Consider the following 19280-nt stretch of genomic DNA (forward strand, 5'->3'; position numbering starts at 1 on the left):
CGCTACAGCGTCAGGCGTGCCCCTGGGCGCACGTTCCGGCAGCAGGCGCGGCGGTTGGGCGGGTTAGCGGCTGGCGTGGCGTGGCGGGGCTGTTTTCGCGCCGCCGGCACAGGCTGCCACCAGCCGGCCCGGTGGGGCAGGCCTCACAGCCCCAGCCCGCCGCCGGGTGCGGGCGCCGCCACCCACTCCAGCACCTTGCCCAGCCGGGCGGCCCGGCGGGCCGCGTCCAGCGTGCCGCGGCTCACCCCGTCCCAGCACACCAGCACCAGGTCGGCCGCGGCCACTATCCGCCCGTTGCGCACCAGTGGCGCGGCCCGGCCGTGGGCGGCATAGTCCGGCCGGTACTCGGTCAGCGGCACCAGGTTGCGCATGGCCCAGCGGGCCGCCAGCTCATCCACCCCGGCCGCCCCGCCGCTCACTACCCCGGCCAGCTCGCCGGCTCCGTGCAGCTCGTCCAGGCGGGCCAGCAGTTCGGGGCATTGCGCCAGGGTACGGCTACCCACCACGGCCACCATTTTTTGTTCTTTTCTCATACTGCAGTATACGTAAATCGTGTGTAGTTTGGTGTGTAGTGTGGATAACTTTTGTTGTAGTATAGTGTATGTAGTGTGTAGAAAAGTTAGTATATTAGGGTAGTAGTTCGGGAGAGGCCCGAGCACCCGCGCACACGGCAGGCAGGGCCCGGCCCGCCAGGAGCGCACCTCACGGCTAACACCTACAGCCATGCTTACCTCCTTACAGTTCGCGCAGCTTGCCGCTGCCGCGTGGGCGGGTCCCGCCCCCATCGTGCAGGCTTCCATCAGCACCTGCCAGCCCTTTACCGGCCACCTCGCCACCTACTACACGGTTACCTACACCGTGGGCGGGGCCATGTTCCACGCGCCGCTGTGCGGGTTGTGTCCCTTTCAGGCCGTGGCCGCCGCTGCCGCTGCCGGGGTGCCGGTCAGCCGCTACCACGCCCAGCACGTCATCAGCCGCACCGCCGCCGCCTTGTGCGGGGTGCAGTTGCTCCGCCCCGGCTTCGCCTGCCGGGCCCGCCGCCACCGCGTAGCCCACCGCCTCCATGCGTAGCCCGGCCACCGCCGTAGCGCCCGCCCCGGTCGGGGCGGGCAGCTACACCCGCCGCCGCTGCTACCCTGAGCGCGAGATGTCGGTGAGTTTGTTCGGCGGCCTGCGCGAGGTGTCGGCGGCCGTGGCCTACTACGTGCAGTGGGTGTCGGATGAGTTCTACAGCTACAAAGGCACGGCGCCCCATGTGCAGCTGCGCGGGGTGTATTGCCTGCGCACCGGGCGCCCGCTATACGTGGGGGCCCGCCAGGAGCAGGCCCTGCGCGAGCAGCTGGAGGACTTACTGGGCCGGGAGGGCCGCCGGCTATGAGCCGCGCCACCCACCCGCAGCAGGCGGGCCGCTGGTATGCGGCCTGCCTCTACGCCGCCGGCCCCGGCTGGGCCGTGGTGCGCGACGTGGCCCGGCCGGGCACGGTGCCCGGCGGCCCCGGCCTCTACCAGATGCAGGCCGGCCCCGGCCGCTACATCACGCAGGAGGCCGCCACGGCCGCCGCCGAGGCGCTGAACCTGCCCCCGGAGCCCAGCCGCTGGGATGATATGCACCCCGCCGACTGGGACGAATACGAGGACGACGACGAGTACCCCCGCACCCCTGGGATCTGAAATAAGTCATCCACCAGCCCGCGCCCGCTCACGGCGGCGCGGGCCCCACTACCTCACCTCATGCCCGCTACCGCTACCACGTACCAGCCTCATCTGCTCGACCCGCACAGCGCCGAGCCCCAACCCATCCACCCCGCCAACGGCCGCAGCTTCAAGCTGGCCGAACTCTACCGGCTGCTTGATTGCCAGACGGTGGACGTGGTGCGCCTCACCGACGAGTTGATTCTCATCATCGACGACGAAGGCAAGTTTCGGAACCCCTGCTACCTGAACCTGCTGGCTACCTACCTCTGGTACCAGTACCAGCCCGAAGCCCGCGGCCAGGACAGCATCGTCGGCCGCGCCATCCTCTGCCACGACAAGCAGTTCCGCTAGACCCGCACCCTTACCAAGTATCCACGGCGAAGGGGCCGGCCGCCGACTGGCCCCACCTTTTACTTCTTCCTACTATGGCAACCGCCACCAAAACCCCAAAATCCGCTGCCGCTGCTCCCGTTACGCCTGCCGCGTCGGCCGCAGCCCTCACGCCCAGCCGGGCCTACCTGACGGCCACCGTGGACGAGGCCACGGGCGAAGTCACCGAAACCAGCCGCTTCCGCTACCTGCCCGGCCACCCCAAGCAGATTCGCGCCGACCTGAAAGCCGGCGTGTTCAACGTGGGCGGCGACAAGGTGCTGGGCAAGTCCATCAGCTTCATTCCCATGGCCCTGCGCATTTTCTCGGATAACATTCTGAACATGGGCCGCAAGGTGTGGGCCGAGCTGTTTTTCGTGGATGACACCGGGGCCGTGTGCGCCGTGCTGTTCCACGGCTACAGCGTCGAAAACCTGCAGAAGCTCAACGCCAGCCTGTTCTACGACGACCTGAAGCTCACCGACGTGCTGCTCACCGTCACCCCGCAGAAGAAGCAGACCGAGAAGGACGGCAAGCCCGCTACCTATTTCATTGCTGAGTTCAGCTACACCGCCGCCGACCCGGCCCAGGTGCAGGCCCTGCAGGAGTTTGCCGAAGATTTTGACCTCTACCGCGAAGAAACCCTGACCGGCACCGAGGAGCGCCGCATCACGCAGGGTTACCGCCTGCCGGCCCGCTACACCGAGCCCCAGCCCGCCCAGCTCGCCGCCGCCCAGCCCGTCGAAGCTGCCTAAGCCCGCCGGCCCCTGCCTAACAGGGCAGGGGCCACCCGGCCGCCCTCACTACTCAATACTAACTACTAACTCTATGCCCACCTCCCTCGAAATCCCGCAGCTGGTGATTCACCAGCCCGCCCGCGACGAAGCCGAAGCCGCCCGGCTCGCCGCCCTGTCCCGCCTCGTCGAGGCCGCTGAGCCCTTGCCCGACCTGCGCGACCTTGCCCCGGCCGTGCGCGAGCTGTTCCCGGCCCCAGCCTACGAAGTGGGCTGCGGCGGCGCCCACGTCTGGCTCCACCGCCAGGGCGAAAGCCAACGTCTGGCCTTCATCAGCTGAAAGCAAAACGCATCAGAACGACAACCAATCCTCCAAGTACCTAAGCCCCCAACCGCCATGTTCCATACTGTTACCGCCCATCCCGGCCTCACGCAGGCCCAGCACCGCGCCCTTCCGTTCGTCAGTAATACCGACCTGAGCAACCTCAAAAACGAGGCTCTGGGTCTCACCCGCACCGGCAACCCGCAGGCCCTCACGTTCGGCGTCGCCTTCCACGAGGCCGTATTGGAGCCGCACCGCTACCACGCCCCGCAGTGCCTGCCCCCGGCCCAGCTGCGCCTGCTCGATAATCTGGCCGCCGCCGTGCGCCGCCAGCGCTACTGCCGCGACCTGTTATATAGAGGCACCGCCGAGCTGACCCACACCGCCACCCACACCGAAACCGGCCTTACCGTCAAGATTCGCCCCGACCTGCTCGTGGTAACGCCCCGCCTCGGCCGCCGGGTGCTGGTCGACTTCAAAACCACCAGCTGCCGCGACTACGCCCAGTTCGTGGCTACCATCGAGCAGTACGACTATGACCGCCAGGCCGCCTTCTACACCGATGTGCTGCAGGCCGACCGCTTCCTGATAGTGGGCGTGCAGAAGAAAGCCCCGCACGACATCTGGCTGGTGGAATTGTCAGCCGACGCCGACACGATGGCGCAGGGCCGCAAGAAGTACCGCCGGCTGTTGCAACTCTACGCCGAGCAGCAGCCGGCAGCGGTTGAGGCCTGCTTTCCATAGCCCGGCCGATGCTCCGGCCCATAAGAAAACCCCGACCGTAACCGGCCGGGGTTTTCTGTGCAGGTGCGCCAGGGCAGGCGCTAGGGCGTTGGGCCCTGCTATCCGTTACGGAAACGTCATGCCCCCTTCAAAGGGGTTGCCGCTGGGCGGTGGCCCGGGCTTAAATCCCGAATCCATGGGGATAGCGGGCCCGCCGATGTCCGACGTCTGGCCGCCGCCCACCGGCATCGACTGCACGCCGCCGAACGTCACCGTTTCCCCGAATACCGCCTCATTCGGCAGCAGGTCGCCGCCGTTGCCGTTGGCCGTGGGGTTCAGCAGCTGCACTTCCTCGCCGGGCGCGCTTTGCCCCAGCAGCGTACCCAGCTGCCCGCTGAAATCCGCCACGCGTACATCGTGCGCCAGCAGCGTTTCCGTGCTGATGTCCACGCCATAGAGCGCATTGATCCGGTTGATGCGGGTGCGGGCGTCCAGCGTGCCGGCCACCGCCGCCATCAGCTGTTGAGCGGCCTTGCGCAGGCGCGCATCAAAGCGGGCCCGCAGCCGCAGCGCGTCCTTCGTGCGCTTGTCGGCTTGTTTCTGATAGGCAGTCTTTGCCATCTTATTTCAGTCTGAGTTGAAAAAATACAAGAATCCGGCCCAGGTGACCGGCGCGGGTTTCCGGTAGGTTTCTCCTAGCTTCCTCCTAGCCTTCTCCCGGTGGCCTCATCCGGCCTAAACACAAAACCGCCCCGACCGGAAGCCGGCCGGGGCAGTCCTGCCGCTACGCTACCTGCGCCTGCGCCGTGGTCGAGGCGTCTGAGCCGTCGGCGCGGTAGGCGAAGGCCAGGGCCATCAGGTCAGCGGGCGCCACGCCCTGCAGCGCTACGTCCTCGATGTCCAGGCTACCGTCGCCGCGAGTGGCGTCCTCGTCCGAGGCGGCCACCACCCGGCCGGTAACTTTGTTCACCACCACGGCCTTCACGCCATCCGTTTCCAGGGCCGTGTTGCCGTTGCTGTTGTCGGCAAAGCTGACCGTCACCTTGCCCGTAGCCGCGTCGAGCACCGCGCCCACGCCGGCCAGCGGCTCCACCGACCCGCCCGACAGCACTAGCTTCGAGTAATCGATGCTGGCCACGTTCTGCGCGTCGGCCTGGGTGTTGACGAAGTTTAGCTGCACGAAGCGGTTATAGGCCGACTTGCCGCCCTGCGCGAGCAGGCCCATCTGGGCCGCGCCCGCGAACTTGCGGAACAGGTCGGCCAGCAGCTTGAAGCGGCTGCGCGTGTTCTGCTGCGCGGGCGTGTTGCTGCTGTTGCTGGCAATCTTCTGCCGGATCTGGTTGTCGCCCGTGCCGCCCGAGAAAGTCAGGTTGCCCAGGCTGCCTTTAATGTTGCCCAACGGGCTGTAAATGCGTGCCATCGTGTAAGGGAAAAAAGGTGAGAGAAAAGAAGTTGGCTGACTATTCGCGCGGCCACCCGGAGCAGCCAACCCAGGCCCGCGCTTTTTCTTGCTTGTTGTAGGCGCGCCACACGCCCGGCCGCACGGCCGTAGCCGTACCACACCGCCACAGGCCCCGGTACTTGTGCTGGGCGGTTTGTTGCAGCACTGCCCAGCGCGGCGTAGTCCGGTCCGGTTCATAGGCCCAGCCCCAGCCCCGCGCCACCAGCAGGCTATCCACCCGCAGCCACCGCCGACGGCCCCCGGCCATCAGCACCGATACCCGCAGCCCGGCCAACGTGCGCCCGTACCGGTCGGCCGGGCCCCGGTCCACTTCCAGCAGCCGGCCCCGCAGCAGCCCCGCCACTGAATCCGCCGCCGCCCGCCCGAAGGGCTGGCCCAGCTCCGGCGCGTCCACTGCGCGCAACCGTACCCGAACCAGCCCGGCCGGCAGCAGTACCTCGTAGGTGTCGCCATCCAGTACCCGGCGCACGCTGCCATACTCCGGGCCCGTGCCCCTTCGTGGGGCCGCCGTTGGCGCAGGCGTCACAAACAACGGTAGCGCCGAAGCCCGCACCACCTGAGCATAACCCCAGTGGCTGTTGATTGTGTATAAAAGTGTAATAAAGTGGCGAATCATCGCCTGAAAGTAATGTATTTTACACAAATGTATATATTATATCAACTTTAGTGTGCAGTGCTGGCATGTCAGCAACGCAGTGTTTTCAGTGATGCCACGTCTTTTGCTGTTTCTGCTGCTGCTGCCCCTCTGCCCGACGACACCGCCCACCCCGACGATAACGGCCGCCGAGGCGGCACAGCGGCCAGGTGAGTGGGGAGTAGGTAACACGTCCCCAGGCCCGCGTGGCCCGCGTATTTCAGGCCCGCAGCGGCTACGTGTTGCTCCCCTCAGCCCGCCCCGCCCTCACTGCCCGCCCGAAGTGGTGGTGGCACCTGATGTAGGGCCCAATCCAGCCCGCCACCTACGCAAACGGCCCGCCGGGTGGGCGGGCCGCGTAGTGCAGGTGAAAGGGACTGTTCAGGTGGAAGGGGCTGTTCAGGCCGCCGAGGGCTCCACGGCGCAAATCTGGCTGTCCAGGGCCCCGGCGTTGTCCGTCGCCCCCTGACCCTCCCAGATGCGCCGCATAGTGTGGTGCTGGAAGTCTTCCACAATCTTGGCGTAGATGAGCGTGGTCTGGATTTTCTTGTGCCCCAGCACCTTTTGCAGCACCTCCACCGGCATGCCGCGCAGCAGGCTTTGCGTAGCGAACGTATGCCGGGCCGTGTGCATGGTCACCAGCTCACACTTGGGCACCGCCGCCCGCACGATGCCCCCGTCCCCCGTACTTACCAGGTCCGCCGCCGCCGTCAGGCCGGCCAGCTTCGCTACCCGTTTCAGGTACTTGTTCATCACCTGGTTCGGGTGTACCGGCAGCAGCCGCAACCGCTCCGGGTCGGCGTACTTGTCCAGAATGGCCGCAGCCGCCGCCGTCAGGTAGATGCTCACGCCGGCCCGCGTCTTGCTCTGCACCAGCCGCAGCACCCGCCCGCCGCTCCACTCCTGCACGTTGCCCGCATGCAGGGCCACCACGTCGGAGTAGCGCAGGCCCGTGTAGCAGCAAAACAGAAACACGTCCCGCGTGGCCACCAGATTGGCCGGCAGCATCGCGGCGCCCAGCGCCTGCAGGTCCGCCGCCGACAGGTACAGCTTCGGCGAGTCGGCCGGCTTCGCCACTAGCTTCCGCAGCTCGATGCCCACCGCCACGCCCCGCTCGTCGCGCAGAAACCGCAGGAAGGACTTCAGGTCTTTGACCGCCGTGTAGAGCGTATTCGGCGCCAGCTTCCGCACTTCCCGCAGGTAGCCCAGCAGCGCGTCGTGCTGCGCCAGGTTGTAGGATGCCGGGTCCAGTAGTTGCCCGCTCCACTGCTCGTAGCCCGTAAACCAGTTGCGGGCCACCACATGCTGCCGCAGCGTTTCCCCCGAGTACCCCCGCGCCCGCATCGACTGCCGGTATTCCTCGTACCACACCGCCACCGGCCGCGTTCGGGCTTCATTGGCCGGCTCGCGCTCCGGCCGGAGCGCCGCTTTCAGCCCCGCCACCGTGGGTGCCTGTCCGGCTGCCCGCACCCCGCGCCACCATTTCAGCACGTTGCCCGCCATCAGCTGCAGCAGGTCATTGGCTTCCTCGGCCAGCGGGTAAGAGCGTCTGAATTCCTGTCGGTCTGCGTTCCAGTCGGCTGGCTTGCATTTCTCACCAGTGGAACATTTCAGGCGGGCCCCGTCGAAGTAACAGAGCAGATGCACCGGGCATCTTCCCGCTTTGTCTTTCTTGTCGGTGCGAAGCGTGAATTGGGTAACCATAAAAAGGGGGCGTAACAGGGGGCGAGCTTCCCGCCCCCAAGTGGAAGATTCGCGCCCAGAGTTACCGATACCCCCAGACGCAAAAAACCCGGAAACCCACTTTCGCAGCGCGAGAAGCAAGTTTCCGGGCGTTCCGGGATAGAATATGTGAGCCTGTTATTGGACTCGAACCAACGACCTGCTCATTACGAATGAGCTGCTCTACCAACTGAGCTAAACAGGCATTTCCGAGGCGGCGTATCCGTCAGGGGCAGCAAAGATAGAAAGCCAGCGGAGACCTACGCAACACTTGGCCGCATTTTTTGTGCGGGCGGCAGGCGACAGCCATCGGCCGCGCCGGCCTAGTAGGGGATGGCGGAGAAGGCCGCGCCGCATTTCCCACCTTTCCGGCATCTTTGTGGTTCCTATGAAAGCACTCCGCAAACTTCTGGTCCGCACGCTTGGCTTCGAGCGCTACATTCGTTTCGTGAGCGGCGTGTACCTGCGGCTGGTGGGCGCGGGCTGGGGCCGGCAGAAATACCCGGAGCTGTTTTTTCTGCAGCAACTCATCAAGCCCGGCTTTGTGTGCCTCGATATCGGCGCGAATCTGGGCTACTACTCGGTGGCGCTGTCGAGGCTGGTGGGGCCCGATGGGCAGGTGCTGGCCGTGGAGCCGATTCCGGATTTTCAGGCCATCTGGCAGGATAACGTGAAGCTCAGCGGCCTCGACAACCTCACGCTGCTGCCCTACGCGCTGGGCAGCGAGAATACCACCGTGCAGATGGGCACGCCCGAGCGCAACGGCCTGCTGCACCACGGCATGACCAAAGTAGCGGCCAGCAATCCTCACGAGCACTACGCCCGCACCTACGAGGTGCCCATGCGCGTGCCCGACGACCTGCTGGCCCACCTGCCGCGCCTCGACTTTGTGAAGTGCGACGTGGAAGGCTTCGAGCACGTGGTGTTTGCCAACATGCAGGCCACGCTGCGCCGCTTCCGGCCCCTCATCCAGACCGAGCTCAACGGCCTCGACAACCGCCGGGCCGTGGTGGCTACCCTGGCCGAGTTGGGCTATAAACCCTTTGTGCTGTCGGCGCGTTCTGAGTTGGTGCCGTGCACCGAAACCCAGCTCAACAGCGCCGTCACGGCCGATTTCTACTTTCAACCCGCCTGATTTCCGGCTTTTTCCATGTTCATCAAGATCCTGCTAATTTTTCTGGTTCTGGCGCTGGTGCTGCGCTTCGTGTTGCCGCTGCTGATGCGGCATCTGCTGGTCGGCTTCCTGCAGAAGCAGGCCCGCCGCCACGGCCAGCAGCTCGGGGGCGCGCCCTTCGGCGGTGCCGCCCCGCCGCCATCGCCCGGCCGCGATGCTCCCGGCCAGGTGCACATCGACTATGTGCCGCCCACGCCCCGCCGTACCAAAGACAAGCCCACTGAGTTCAAAGGCGGTGAGTACGTGGATTTCGAGGAAGTGAAGTAGCTATAGTCGGCGGATCTGCACTGTCGGCGAAGCCGCAGAACATTATGCGCAGCAAGCGGCGTTACTCCTTGCTCTCACCAAACGCCAAAGTCCCTCACAAAGAAGCCCCCCGGCAGCAGGTTGATAACCTGACGTCGGAGGGCTTCTTTGTGAAGGGCCTTGGCGTTTGGCTTAGGAAAGATTGTGTCGCTTCGCTTGCAATGACAATCAGAACCCAACGCCCACCCGCAGGCCGGTGCCCACGCGCTGGCTTGACTGCAGGCCGGTGTAAAAGTCCACGCGGACTACTTTGAAAACGTGTTCCAGGCCCACGCCCAGCTCCACGTAGTGGCCCACCTGCGCGGTGGTCAGGTAGTTGAGCGAAACCACTTCCTGCCACTTCAGCTGGCGCAGCAGCGGGATTTTGTTGAGGAAAAAGCCGTTGAAGTGGTGGTTGAAGTGCGCTTCCAGAAACGATTTCCGGGTGCTGAAGCGGTAGTAGTCGAGCAACTGAAACTGGCTGAAGTCGGCGGCCAGGGCGGTGCGGTTGCCGCTGAAGTGGCGGTAGTCCATGAACGAAAGCTGCGGCTGGCCCACGAAGCCGCCGGCTGCCACCCGGTAGTTGCTCGTGCCCAGCAGGCCCAGCCCGATGGTTTGCCGTATGCCGGCTTCCAGCAGCGTGTAGCGCACATCGGAGCCCAGCACCCCGCCGATACCCTGCCGCCAGATGCCCGTAAACGTCGGCGCCTTTGAACTCAGATTGACCTTGCCATTCGGGCGGGTAATGTAGCGCTGGCCGGGCTGGAACGTGGCGGCCATCACGAAGCGGAGGGCCTGGTTGCGGCCGAAGCTGGTGCCGCCGGGCAGTTCCTCGGCCACCGGATCGTTGGGCGTGAAGGCCACGCCGGGCCGGTCGCGCCACAGGTCGATGGTGGTGTTTTCCAGCTCCCGGCGCTCGTAGTAGCTCAGGGTGCCTTCCAGCGTCAGGCCGTTCAGCACCTCGGTCTGGTAGCTCAGGCGGGCGCCGTCGCGGCGGTAGAGCTTGGCGTAGTTGCGGTTGTTGAGCAGCGTGTAAATGGAGTTGATGAGCGGCGTAAGCTGCGAGTTGGGGTCGAAGTTCTCGATGGTGCGGCCCACCTGCCCGCTGAGCTGGGACACGCGCACAGGATGCAGCTGCCAGACCGCCGACACGCTTGGGCTGAGCAGCTTGCTGCTGAAGCCATAGCGCAGGGCCGGCGTGATAGAGTGAAACCGCCGGTCGTCGGTGCGCTGCCGGAACGTAACCTGCGGGTTCAGCACGGTGCCTTCCACCGTGTTGTAGAGCACAAGGTTATAGGCCGGCGGCACACTCCACGAGGTTTTGCGGAAGCTGTTGTTGTGAAAGTAGCCCGTGAGCAGATTGCCGGGGCTGAACTCGTTGCGCACCCGGTCTAGGGAGTCCTGGTAGGGGCGGGAGTTGCGCACCACTTCGGTGCTGTCCTTCACGGTGTAGTCTTTCTGCTCTTCCTCAGTGAGTGGAATCGGGCGGATGCTGTCCCAGTAGCTGGAATCCCGCTCGTTCGCGTCTTTTTCCACCAGCATCACCTCGCCGCGCTTCAGCTTCCCGATGCTCAGGTTGGTGGTGTCGCGCTCGGCCAGCTTGGCTTGGCGGCGCACCTGGCGGCTCAGGCCACTGAGCTGCGGCTTCTGGCGCCGGATATCGGCGGCGGTTTCGCGCGTAACGGGGGCATCGGCGGGCTCGGGCGTGGCGGGCAGGGCCGTGGCAACCGGGCGGTTGGGGTAGGTGGGCTGCACCCGGTAGTTGCTGAGCACGGCCGTCAGATAGCCGTTGCCTTTAAAGCCGAGGGCCGTGAAACCCACCGTAATCTTCTGCGACTGTATCACCCACACATCCGACGGGCCGGGCGCGGGCGCAAACAGCTGCTCGATGTGAAAATTGTCGACGTAGTCCAGCTGAGCGTTTTTATCGAGGTCCAGCGACACGGAATGGATGCGCCAGGTGCCATCCACGATGTAGATGTGGCCCGAGGAAAACACGGGGTCGGTGCGGCGGCGCGGCGTCACGCGGATTTTGTGCACCAGCACGCCGCCCTGCTGGCTGCTGCCTTCCAGCTCGTACTTATAGAACAGCATAGCCCCATCGGCCACCGGCGACACGAAGCCGCGCTCCGAGAAGCCGCTTTTCAGCACGTTGTCGTAGAAGTTGAGGCCCGCGCCGCGGCCGGCCCGGTTGAAGCTGATGCCTTTGGCGTCGCCGCTCACGCGCGAGGAAATCATGCGTTCCTGCACCACGTTGGGCTGCCGGAAGCTCAGCTCCGACACCGACTCGGACAGGTAGAAAATACCCGGCTTGATATCGGGCCCGATCTTGACGAGGCCCAGAATCTTGCCCGGCACCTCCACAAAGCGCGCCAGGGCTTTGATGTAGGCGCGGGCCTTGAAGGCGGCCACCTCGCGACGGTGGTAGCGGCGCCACTGCTGGGCCTGCTGAATGATGGCGTAGGCAGGGTCGCGGTCGGAGGCGCGCACCACCACTTCGCGCAGCTTGTAGCTTTCGGGCTCCAGGGTCACGTTGAGGGTGAGGGCCGTGTCGCCGCCGGCCACCCGCACGCTTTCGATGCGCGGCTTGTAGCCTACGTACTGAAACACCAGCTCGTACTGGCCGGCCGGCAAACGCAGCTGGTAGCTGCCCTGCTCGTTGGTGGCGGTGCTGGTAGTGGTGGTGCGCACGGCCACGTTGGCGAAGGCCAGGCCGGCGCCGGCAGCATCCGCCACACGGCCCCGGACTACGCCGCCGTGGGCAGCACCGGCAAACAATAACAGGAATAGAAACAGGTAGAAACGCGGCATGGAGCAGGATGGAATGGATGGCTCCAAGATAGAGAGAATAGGCAGGCAATAGGTTGTGCGAACCCGCAAACGGGGGGCGTTTTCGACCAAGCCAGGGGTCTTTTCGACCAAAGTTCCGGACGGCCGCTACTACGCGGCTACTTCTTCTACTACCGGAGCGGGCTGCCGGGCCTGCCGGTAAGAGTAGGCCGCGTTCAGGGCCACGCCCAGCAGCACCAGCGCCATACCCAGGTAAGAGGGCAGCCCGAAGGTTTCGCCGAAAAACGTGTAGCCCAGCCCCAGCGCGTAGAGCACGCCCAAGTAGTCGAGGCTGCTGATGCTGGCCAGTGGCGCGGCCTGGTAGGCCTTGGTTTTGTAGACCTGGGAAAGCTGGGTGAAAATGCCCGTCAGCAGCAGCAGGCCCCAATCTTGCCAGCCCAGCGGCGTGGTCCAGTGTAGCAGGCAGTAGGCAGCGCTGAAGGGCACCACCACCAGCTGCGAGTATAGCACAATCACGAGCGGATGCTCGCGCCCGCCCATGCGCCGGATGGCGTTGTAAGACAAACCCGAAAACACGGCCGACGCCACGCCCAGGGCCAGATACAGCGGCGTGATGCGCGTATCGACACCCTTCACCAGCAGCACGCCCCCAAACGAGAGCAGGAAAAACACCCACTGCCAGGGCCGCACCTTCTCCTTCACCAGAAAGATGCCCAGCACCGAGGTGAAGATGGGTGCCAGGTACTGAATGGTGACGGCCGAGGCCAGCGGCATGGTCTGGAGCGTGTAGAAGTACAGCACCAGCGCCAGCGCCCCCGTAGTGCCCCTCGACACTAGGTGCCAGCGGCTGCGGGGCTGGCCCCAGGGCGCCACCGCGGCCTGCCGCAATGCCACGTAGCTGAATAGCAGGGAAAGCGTGGAGCGGAAAAAAATGATTTCCAGCGGCGGCAGGTGGGCCAGCAGCTTCACGCACACATTGAGCAGCGCAAAGGCCAGCGTGCTGAGCAGCATGTAGCGGGCACCAGACGAAAGCATAGAAGAAACAGTTGGAAACAGAGGCCGCGGCCGGGCGGGCCACCCGATGCAAACTCCGGATCGGCGGCGCGGGTTTGCAGGCGGCGCGGCCGCCCCACCCAAACCCGCGCCGCCCCGAACGATTCGGGCGGCGCGGGTGTCGTAAGTTGCCGGCCCGTTGGGCGGGTTTGTGCCCTTTGCCAGTTGCTATGAACTCCTTCGAGAAGAAAAAGAAATTCTACACCCCCGCCGAAGCCCTGCAGAAGATTGCCGCCTTCTGCGCCTACCAGGAGCGCAACCAGAAAGAGGTGGAAAGCAAGCTGCGCGAATACGGCCTCAACGAAGACGAAGCCGGCGAAATCATCATCCGCCTGAGCCGCGAAAAGCTGCTCGATGAAGAGCGTTTTGCCAAGGCCTACGTGCGCGGCCACTACCGCACCAAGAAATGGGGCCGCCGCCGCATTGTGCAGGAGCTGAAGCAAAAAGGCATTTCCGACTACTGCATCAAGGCCGGCCTCAAGGAAATCGACGGTGATGAGTACTACCAGAACCTGGTGGACGTGCTGGAAAAAAAGGACCGCCAGGAAAAGGAGCGCAACCCGCGCCTGCGCCGCCAGAAAATCCAGCTCTTCCTCACGGCCAAAGGCTTCGAGCAGGACCTGATAAAAATGGCGTTGGATGACTTGGGCAAAGCCCCCGAAGAGGACGACGACGAATAGGAACGGCCAAAAAAGACCGTCATGCAGAGCGGAGCGAAGCATCTCGCCAGTGTAGTAATTCTACCACACTGGCGAGATGCTTCGCTCCGCTCTGCATGACGGTCCTAAGTATCGTTCTGTGCTACCGTTGCGCCGGCCGCAGCGGATTTTGCATCTGGCGGGTGAGCACCACGCGGCGGCCGGTCATGGTTTCGAGCATGGGACGCATGATCTGCTGGGCGTTCTGCTCGGTTTGGGCCAGGATGCCCGATTGCAGGGCGGCGCGGCGCACGTTGGCTTCGGCGTACTTGTAGCCGGCATCCACCAGTTCGGCATCCTGGAAGAAGCCGTTTTCGACGCTGAACACGCGGCTCTGGCTGTGGTCGACCTGCCAGGTGCACAGCTCGGCGGCGGGCAGTGCCACCCGCACCACCGAGTCGCCCTCGAACACCACGTCCTGGGCGCGCACCTTGCGCAGATCCAGGCAGCCGATGGCGTTGCCGGCCACAATGAGGGCCACTTTGGCGTCGGGCAGGAAGCGGTAGGTGCTCTTTTTGTACTCCACCACGTCTTTGAACTGGTAGCGCACCAACTCCAGCCGGCCCAGGCTTTCCACCTTTTGTAGCACCGTGTTGTGCGTCACCGTAACGCGGGGCGTGGGGTTGAGCGGGTTTTCCAGCTCGCTGATGGCGGGGCCGATTTTCGTCCAGAGAAACCAGCCCAGCCCCAGCAGAAACAGTAGCGGCAACAAACGGCGAATCAGGAGGGGCAGCGACATGCAATGCAGAAATTAGAGGAACAGTAGCCGCCGTATACGCGAAACCCGCAAGTTGCGCCGCCCCCTATGTCCCGGCCGGCCACCACGCGCTGCGGGCTCCGAACCGCTGCCGGAAACCGGCCCAGCCCTGCAGGCCGCCGGTATGCACCGCCACTACCGTGCTGCCCGGCCGGAAATAGCCCTGCCGCAGCAAATCGAAGACGCCGAACAGCAGCTTGCCGGTGTAGATGGGGTCCAGGAGCACGCCGTGGCGGGCCTCAAACTCTTGGATAAAGTGCAGCAGTTCCGGCGAGAAGCGGGCGTAGCCGCCTAGGTGGTAGTCGGTGCGCAGGTCGTAGGTGGGGAAGATGCGGCCGGTGGCGGCCAGCGTGAGGGCGTCTATTTCACCGCGCAGAAAGCCGCCGTTTTTCAGGGCCGCGACGCCCACAGCCTGCTGGTGCGGGGCTAGGCCTGTGAGCAGCCCGGCCAGCGTGCTGCCCGTGCCGCAGGCCACGGCCAGGTAGTCGAAGTCAGTTTGTGCCTGCAACTCCGTCACCAATTCGGCGCAGCCGGGCAGGGCCAGCGCGTTGGAGCCGCCCTCTGGCACCACGTAGGCCGGGCCGGTTTCCCGGAGTACTTCGTCCAGAAATTCCGGCTCGGCTTTGCGGCGGTAAGCTTCGCGGCTGAGGTAGCGCAGGGCCATGCCATCGGCGGCGGCGCGGGCCAGGGTGGGGTTGAGGGGCGCGGTTTCCTCGCCCCGAATCAGGCCGATGGTGCGCAGGCCGGTGAGGCGGCCGGCGGCGGCCACGGCGGCAATGTGGTTGGAAAAGGCCCCGCCGAAAGTCAGGAGCGTGTGGTGGCCCTGTCGCTGGGCTTCCTGCAGGTTGTATTTCAGCTTGCGCCACTTGTTGCCGGGTAGCTCCGGGTGCGCGAGGTCGTCGCGCAGGAGCAGCAGCCGGATGTTCTGGCGGGCGGCGGTGGGTTCGGCAAGCAGTTCAAGCAGCATCAGAGGCAAAAAAGCAGCCCACGAAAAAGCCCCACCGACTGCGGCAGGGCTTTTCAGGTCAGGTAGGAAAATCGTTACACAAAAGCCGCTTCGTTCTGGTCGGCTGGCTGACGCACGGTGTACACCACCAAACCCAGCAGCACCACAATCAGCAGCACCGACGACACCAGCGACACGGTGTTACCGATGGCGTATTCGGTAGGCTCAAACTTGAACTCGATGGTGTGGGTGCCGGCCGGCACGGGCATGGCGCGCAGCACGTAGTTGGCCCGCACGTGAGGCACCAGCTTGCCGTCGAGGTAGGCGTTCCAGCCGTCGGCGTAGTAGATTTCCGAGAACACCGCAAAGGCATCGGCGGTGGCCGTGGCGCGGTATTTCAGGGCGTCGGGCGAGTAGTCGGTGAGGGTGATGGTGGAGCCGGGCGCGCTGAAGCTGGTTTTGGCGAGCGGGAACTTGGCTACGTCCACCACGGCGGCGGTAGCCACGCTCAGGTTGCTGAGGGCCGCAATTTCCTGGTCGGGCGTCTGCACCTTCTGGATTTCGTTGATAAACCACGCGTTGCCCAGCGCGCCGGGGTTGCGCTGCACCTGCTCAGGCTGGCCGGGCTGGCCCTGCTGGCCGGGCTGGGCCGGCAGAATCACGTAGCGCGTGTTCAGCATGCTCAGCACCTGGGTGTTGTTCTGCGAAATCTGCCGGTCAATCAAATCCTGGTAGCGGCGCAGCTTGGCGCCGTGGTAGCCCCCGATGCTCTTGTGGAAGTACGAGGTGTTGGCTTCGTTGAAGGGATTGGCCGTGTTCAGCACCCGGTAGCTCTTGTCCTTATCCTGCAGAATCTGCTGGTCGGCGGCCGTGGGTACGAACTGCTGGGCGATGGTTTCGCGCTGGAAGTTGTTGTCGTTGAGGTAGCGCTTATCCACGCCCCACAGGTCTACCAGCGTCAGCAAGCCCACCAGCGCCGCCGCCATCCCGGCCGACACCTTGCGCTGCAGGTAAAACCACAGCGCCCCAAAAGCCAGGGCAATGAAGATGATGGAGCGGAACACGTCGGAGCGCAGCAGTGAGGCGCGGTCCTGGCGCAGCGCGTCCAGCGGGAAGCCCTGCTGCTGCAGCTGCGCATCAATCGGCGACGAGAAATCGGCTCCCATTCCAATCAGCAACGCCAACACGCAAATGCCTGCCGTAATACCGCCGGCTAGCAGCAGCTTGCGCTTGAGGTCGGCAGTTTCGGGCGCGTCAGTGGTGGTTTTGCCAGCTAGTGCAGCTAGGCTGGGGTGGGTGCTAGCCCCAGCCACCGGCAGGCCGGCAGCACGGCTCCGCAGTACGCGGGCCAGCGCCAGTACGGCCAGTAGCGGCATGGCCAGCTGCGCAATCACCAGGGCCATGCTCACCGAGCGGAACTTGTTGTAGCCCGGGAAGTAGTCGAACATCAGGTAGTTGAACGTCTCGAAGTTCTTGCCCCAGGCCAGCACGATGGACAGAATGGTACCCACGAGCAGCCACAGGCGCGTGCGGCGGTCGGCCACAAACAAGCCCAGCACAAACAGGAAGCACACGATGGCGCCCACGTACACCGGCCCGCTGGTCACGGGCTGGTCGCCCCAGTAGGTGGGCATGGCCTTGAGGTACTCCGACAGCTGCCCGGTGGGCACGCCTAGCCCGGTCAGGGCCTGGCCGGTGGCCGAATCATCAGAAAGCTTGGTTTGGGAGGCGCCGCCGTAGAAGTTGGGCACCAGCAGCGTGATGGTTTCGCCCACGCCGTAGCTCCATCCGAAGGCGTAGTCCCGGTCGAGGCCGGAGCCGCCGGCACCGTCGTCGCCGGCTGGCGCGGCAGCGGGCTGGCCGGGCGCGGTGGGCGGGGGCGTCGTCAGTTCTGACTTGCCACGGATGCTGAATTTGCCATATTCGATAGTGGTGTAGAGGCGGCCGAAGCTCACGCCCACGGCCAGCAGCGCGGCCACGCCCAGCAGGGCCGTACGGCTCAGGAAGTCGGGCAGGCGCTTTTCGCGGGCGGCGTACACCAGCTCCACCACCCCAAACACCAGCACCAGCAGCAGCAGGTAGTAGGTGATTTGCAAGTGGTTGGCGCGGATGTTCATAGCCAGACCCACCGCAAACAGGCCGGTGCCCAGCCACTTATTGCGCCGGAACGCCACCAGCAGCCCCGCCAGCACCACCGGCGCGTAGGCCAAAGCCAGGCTCTTGGTGTTGTGGCCGGCGGCCAGAATCACGAGGTTGTAGCTGGTGAAGCCCAGAGCAATGGCGCCCACGCCGCTCACCACCGGCGAGAGGCCCAGTGCCACAAACAGCACGTAGCCGCACACCAGCGCCAGAAACAGGTTGGCCACCACCGCCGGCAGCCCCAGCGTGAAAATCTTCTGCAGGTAGATGCTCAAATCGCCGGGGAAGCGCGTGCTGATCAGGTAAGTCGGCATCCCCGAGAACATGGAGTTGGTCCAGAGGGCCTCCTTGCCGGTGGCTTCGCGGTAGAGCTGCGCCTCGTGGGCGCCGCCGTTGAACTGCACGATGTCGTGCTGGCTGAGCGTCTTGCCATCGAACACGATGGGGGAGAAGTAGAGCACGGCCAACGCCAGAAACACCAGCACCGCCGCCAGGTGGGGCAGCACCCGCCGCCACAGCGGCACCGCAACAGGCGCCACGGCCGGCGCAGAGAAAACAGTCGTCATTCAGGAAGAAAGTAGGGGCGAAAACTGCCCGAAGGTAACAAGGAAACCCGACGGGAACCTCACCCCCTAGCCCCCTCTCCAAAAGAGAGGGGGGACTAGCTTTTAGCACTAGAGCTAGTTCCCCTCCTTGGAAAGGAGGTGTTAGGGGTGGTTGATGATACAGGAACGATGCTACTACTAGTTCTCCTCTCCTTTTTCAGAGACGGGCTAGGGGTGAGGCGACTACAGCTAGTTCCCCCTTTCTTCCCGAGAAGGAGCAAGGGAGGGCTCCCGCTTCGCGGGCCAGTTGTACAGTACCACCGATGCTAGAATCACGCCGTAGGCCACGCCCTGCACCGCCGTGGCGGCCTCGCCGAAATACCAGAACGCCAGCGCGAAGCTCACAATCGGGTTCAGGTACATCAGGATGCCCACCGTGCCCGAGGGCAGCACGTTGAGGGCGTACAGGTTCAGAAACAGCGGCAGCACCGTGAACACCACGCTCAGCAGGGCCGCCACCAGCAGCAGGTGCGTGTCGTGCAGGCCGGCCAGCGGCTGGGCGCCCAGCAGCGGGGCCAGCGGCAAGATCAGGGCGGCCGCTAAGGCCAGTTGCACCGTCAGCAGTACCAGACGGTCATAGCCCTGCAGGCGGCGCTGCGTGATGAGGTAGAAAGCGTATGTGAAGGCCACGATCAGGCTCATGCCCACCGTGCGCAGGTCGCCGGCGCCCAGCAGCGCGCAGCTCAGGGCGCTCAGCGCAATGGCGGCCCACTGGTTCGGCCGCAGCTTTTCGCGCAGCAGCACAAAGCCCAGCAGCGCCGTCAGGATGGGGCAGATGAGGTAGGCAAACGAGCCGGCCTGCACGCTCACCTGGTTCACCACGTAGATAAACAGCAGCCAGTTGGAGGTCAGCAGCACGCCGCCCAGCCCAGTGCTGACAGCCACCGCGCGGCGCTCCGCCACCGGGGCCGCCTGCCACTGCTGCCACACCGTTTGCACCGCCGCCCGCCGCCCCAATCCATGAATGAGCAGCAGCACCAGTAAGGAAATCAGGATGCGGAAAAACAGAATCTGCCCGCTGGCGTAGCCGTGCAGCCACCGCAGCGGAATCGGGAAGAAGCCCCAGATGAGAAAGGCGGCCAGCGCGGCCAGGTGATGACGGGAAAGTTTCAAAGCGAACCGGAAAAGCAAAACAAGCCGCAAAGGTACGGCCACTACCGTTCGGCGCCGCG

21 protein-coding genes and 1 tRNA gene are annotated in these 19280 nt (G+C 64.9%); 10 read left to right on the forward strand and 12 right to left on the reverse strand.

What is annotated here, in order from left to right; all coding sequences use genetic code 11:
* Window positions 1–143: 143 nt before the first annotated feature.
* Window positions 144–533 carry an SLOG family protein gene (locus tag O9Z63_RS19255; RefSeq protein WP_270127030.1) on the reverse strand — a complete coding sequence of 130 codons (390 nt, stop codon included), beginning with the start codon at window positions 531–533 and terminating at the stop codon, window positions 144–146.
* A gap of 190 nt (window positions 534–723) precedes the next feature.
* On the opposite strand from O9Z63_RS19255, the gene O9Z63_RS19260 reads away from it, so the two are divergent.
* The 7 genes from O9Z63_RS19260 (at window position 724) to O9Z63_RS19290 (ending at window position 3864) form a co-directional block, all read left to right on the forward strand.
* Window positions 724–1071, forward strand: coding sequence for a hypothetical protein (locus tag O9Z63_RS19260; RefSeq protein ID WP_270127031.1), 348 nt, complete (start codon window positions 724–726; stop codon window positions 1069–1071).
* Window positions 1064–1378, forward strand: a complete 315-nt coding sequence (locus O9Z63_RS19265) for a hypothetical protein (RefSeq protein ID WP_270127032.1) — start codon at window positions 1064–1066, stop codon at window positions 1376–1378. The genes O9Z63_RS19260 and O9Z63_RS19265 overlap by 8 nt, the downstream gene beginning before the upstream one ends.
* Window positions 1375–1671 (forward strand): hypothetical protein, encoded by a 297-nt coding sequence (locus O9Z63_RS19270; protein WP_270127034.1) that lies wholly within the window; start codon window positions 1375–1377, stop codon window positions 1669–1671. Before O9Z63_RS19265 ends, O9Z63_RS19270 begins: the two co-directional genes overlap by 4 nt.
* Window positions 1672–1731: 60 nt before the next feature.
* A complete protein-coding gene (locus tag O9Z63_RS19275; protein ID WP_044017664.1) occupies window positions 1732–2046 on the forward strand; it encodes a DUF3846 domain-containing protein in 315 nt (104 codons plus the stop codon).
* Window positions 2047–2120: 74 nt separating this feature from the next.
* The gene (locus O9Z63_RS19280) at window positions 2121–2819 is read left to right on the forward strand and encodes a hypothetical protein (RefSeq protein WP_270127036.1); all 699 of its coding nucleotides are present in this window, start codon (window positions 2121–2123) and stop codon (window positions 2817–2819) included.
* Window positions 2820–2892: 73 nt separating this feature from the next.
* Window positions 2893–3138, forward strand: coding sequence for a hypothetical protein (locus O9Z63_RS19285; RefSeq protein WP_270127038.1), 246 nt, complete (start codon window positions 2893–2895; stop codon window positions 3136–3138).
* Between the two features lie 57 nt (window positions 3139–3195).
* Window positions 3196–3864 (forward strand): PD-(D/E)XK nuclease-like domain-containing protein, encoded by a 669-nt coding sequence (locus O9Z63_RS19290; RefSeq protein ID WP_270127039.1) that lies wholly within the window; start codon window positions 3196–3198, stop codon window positions 3862–3864.
* A 105-nt stretch (window positions 3865–3969) separates the two neighbouring features.
* Here the strand turns inward: O9Z63_RS19290 and O9Z63_RS19295 are convergent, their stop codons facing one another.
* The 5 genes from O9Z63_RS19295 to O9Z63_RS19315 form a co-directional block, all read right to left on the reverse strand.
* A complete protein-coding gene (locus O9Z63_RS19295; RefSeq protein ID WP_270127041.1) occupies window positions 3970–4464 on the reverse strand; it encodes a hypothetical protein in 495 nt (164 codons plus the stop codon).
* Between the two features lie 163 nt (window positions 4465–4627).
* Complete coding sequence (locus tag O9Z63_RS19300) at window positions 4628–5263, reverse strand: DUF6266 family protein (RefSeq protein WP_270127042.1); 636 nt, start codon at window positions 5261–5263, stop codon at window positions 4628–4630.
* A gap of 40 nt (window positions 5264–5303) precedes the next feature.
* Window positions 5304–5774, reverse strand: coding sequence for a thermonuclease family protein (locus O9Z63_RS19305; protein WP_270127043.1), 471 nt, complete (start codon window positions 5772–5774; stop codon window positions 5304–5306).
* Window positions 5775–6338: 564 nt separating this feature from the next.
* Window positions 6339–7643: a site-specific integrase gene (locus O9Z63_RS19310; RefSeq protein WP_270127044.1), complete on the reverse strand. Its 1305-nt coding sequence runs from the start codon at window positions 7641–7643 to the stop codon at window positions 6339–6341.
* A 150-nt stretch (window positions 7644–7793) separates the two neighbouring features.
* Window positions 7794–7866, reverse strand: a tRNA-Thr gene (locus O9Z63_RS19315).
* 183 nt (window positions 7867–8049) lie between these two features.
* Here O9Z63_RS19315 and O9Z63_RS19320 point away from each other — a divergent pair.
* A complete protein-coding gene (locus O9Z63_RS19320; protein WP_270127045.1) occupies window positions 8050–8796 on the forward strand; it encodes an FkbM family methyltransferase in 747 nt (248 codons plus the stop codon).
* A 15-nt stretch (window positions 8797–8811) separates the two neighbouring features.
* On the forward strand, window positions 8812–9102 hold the full coding sequence (locus O9Z63_RS19325) for a DUF4834 family protein (RefSeq protein ID WP_270127046.1): 291 nt from the start codon (window positions 8812–8814) through the stop codon (window positions 9100–9102).
* A 207-nt stretch (window positions 9103–9309) separates the two neighbouring features.
* Here the strand turns inward: O9Z63_RS19325 and O9Z63_RS19330 are convergent, their stop codons facing one another.
* Both O9Z63_RS19330 and O9Z63_RS19335 read right to left on the reverse strand, forming a co-directional pair.
* Window positions 9310–11931 carry a DUF5686 and carboxypeptidase regulatory-like domain-containing protein gene (locus O9Z63_RS19330; RefSeq protein WP_270127047.1) on the reverse strand — a complete coding sequence of 874 codons (2622 nt, stop codon included), beginning with the start codon at window positions 11929–11931 and terminating at the stop codon, window positions 9310–9312.
* Window positions 11932–12060: 129 nt separating this feature from the next.
* Window positions 12061–12945 carry a DMT family transporter gene (locus tag O9Z63_RS19335; protein ID WP_270127049.1) on the reverse strand — a complete coding sequence of 295 codons (885 nt, stop codon included), beginning with the start codon at window positions 12943–12945 and terminating at the stop codon, window positions 12061–12063.
* 188 nt (window positions 12946–13133) lie between these two features.
* Between O9Z63_RS19335 and O9Z63_RS19340 the strand changes: the two genes are divergently transcribed.
* Window positions 13134–13643: a regulatory protein RecX gene (locus tag O9Z63_RS19340; RefSeq protein ID WP_270127050.1), complete on the forward strand. Its 510-nt coding sequence runs from the start codon at window positions 13134–13136 to the stop codon at window positions 13641–13643.
* Between the two features lie 121 nt (window positions 13644–13764).
* Here the strand turns inward: O9Z63_RS19340 and O9Z63_RS19345 are convergent, their stop codons facing one another.
* From O9Z63_RS19345 to O9Z63_RS19360, 4 genes are all read right to left on the reverse strand, one after another.
* On the reverse strand, window positions 13765–14400 hold the full coding sequence (locus O9Z63_RS19345; protein WP_270127051.1) for a DUF4230 domain-containing protein: 636 nt from the start codon (window positions 14398–14400) through the stop codon (window positions 13765–13767).
* A gap of 64 nt (window positions 14401–14464) precedes the next feature.
* Window positions 14465–15385, reverse strand: a complete 921-nt coding sequence (locus tag O9Z63_RS19350; protein WP_270127052.1) for a 1-aminocyclopropane-1-carboxylate deaminase/D-cysteine desulfhydrase — start codon at window positions 15383–15385, stop codon at window positions 14465–14467.
* 74 nt (window positions 15386–15459) lie between these two features.
* The gene (locus tag O9Z63_RS19355) at window positions 15460–18069 is read right to left on the reverse strand and encodes a YfhO family protein (protein WP_270127053.1); all 2610 of its coding nucleotides are present in this window, start codon (window positions 18067–18069) and stop codon (window positions 15460–15462) included.
* 228 nt (window positions 18070–18297) lie between these two features.
* Entirely contained in the window at window positions 18298–19221 is a 924-nt protein-coding gene (locus O9Z63_RS19360) for an EamA family transporter (RefSeq protein ID WP_270127054.1), read from the reverse strand.
* Between the last annotated feature and the right edge of the window lie 59 nt (window positions 19222–19280).

The organism is Hymenobacter yonginensis, assembly GCF_027625995.1.
Taxonomy (GTDB): domain Bacteria; phylum Bacteroidota; class Bacteroidia; order Cytophagales; family Hymenobacteraceae; genus Hymenobacter; species Hymenobacter yonginensis.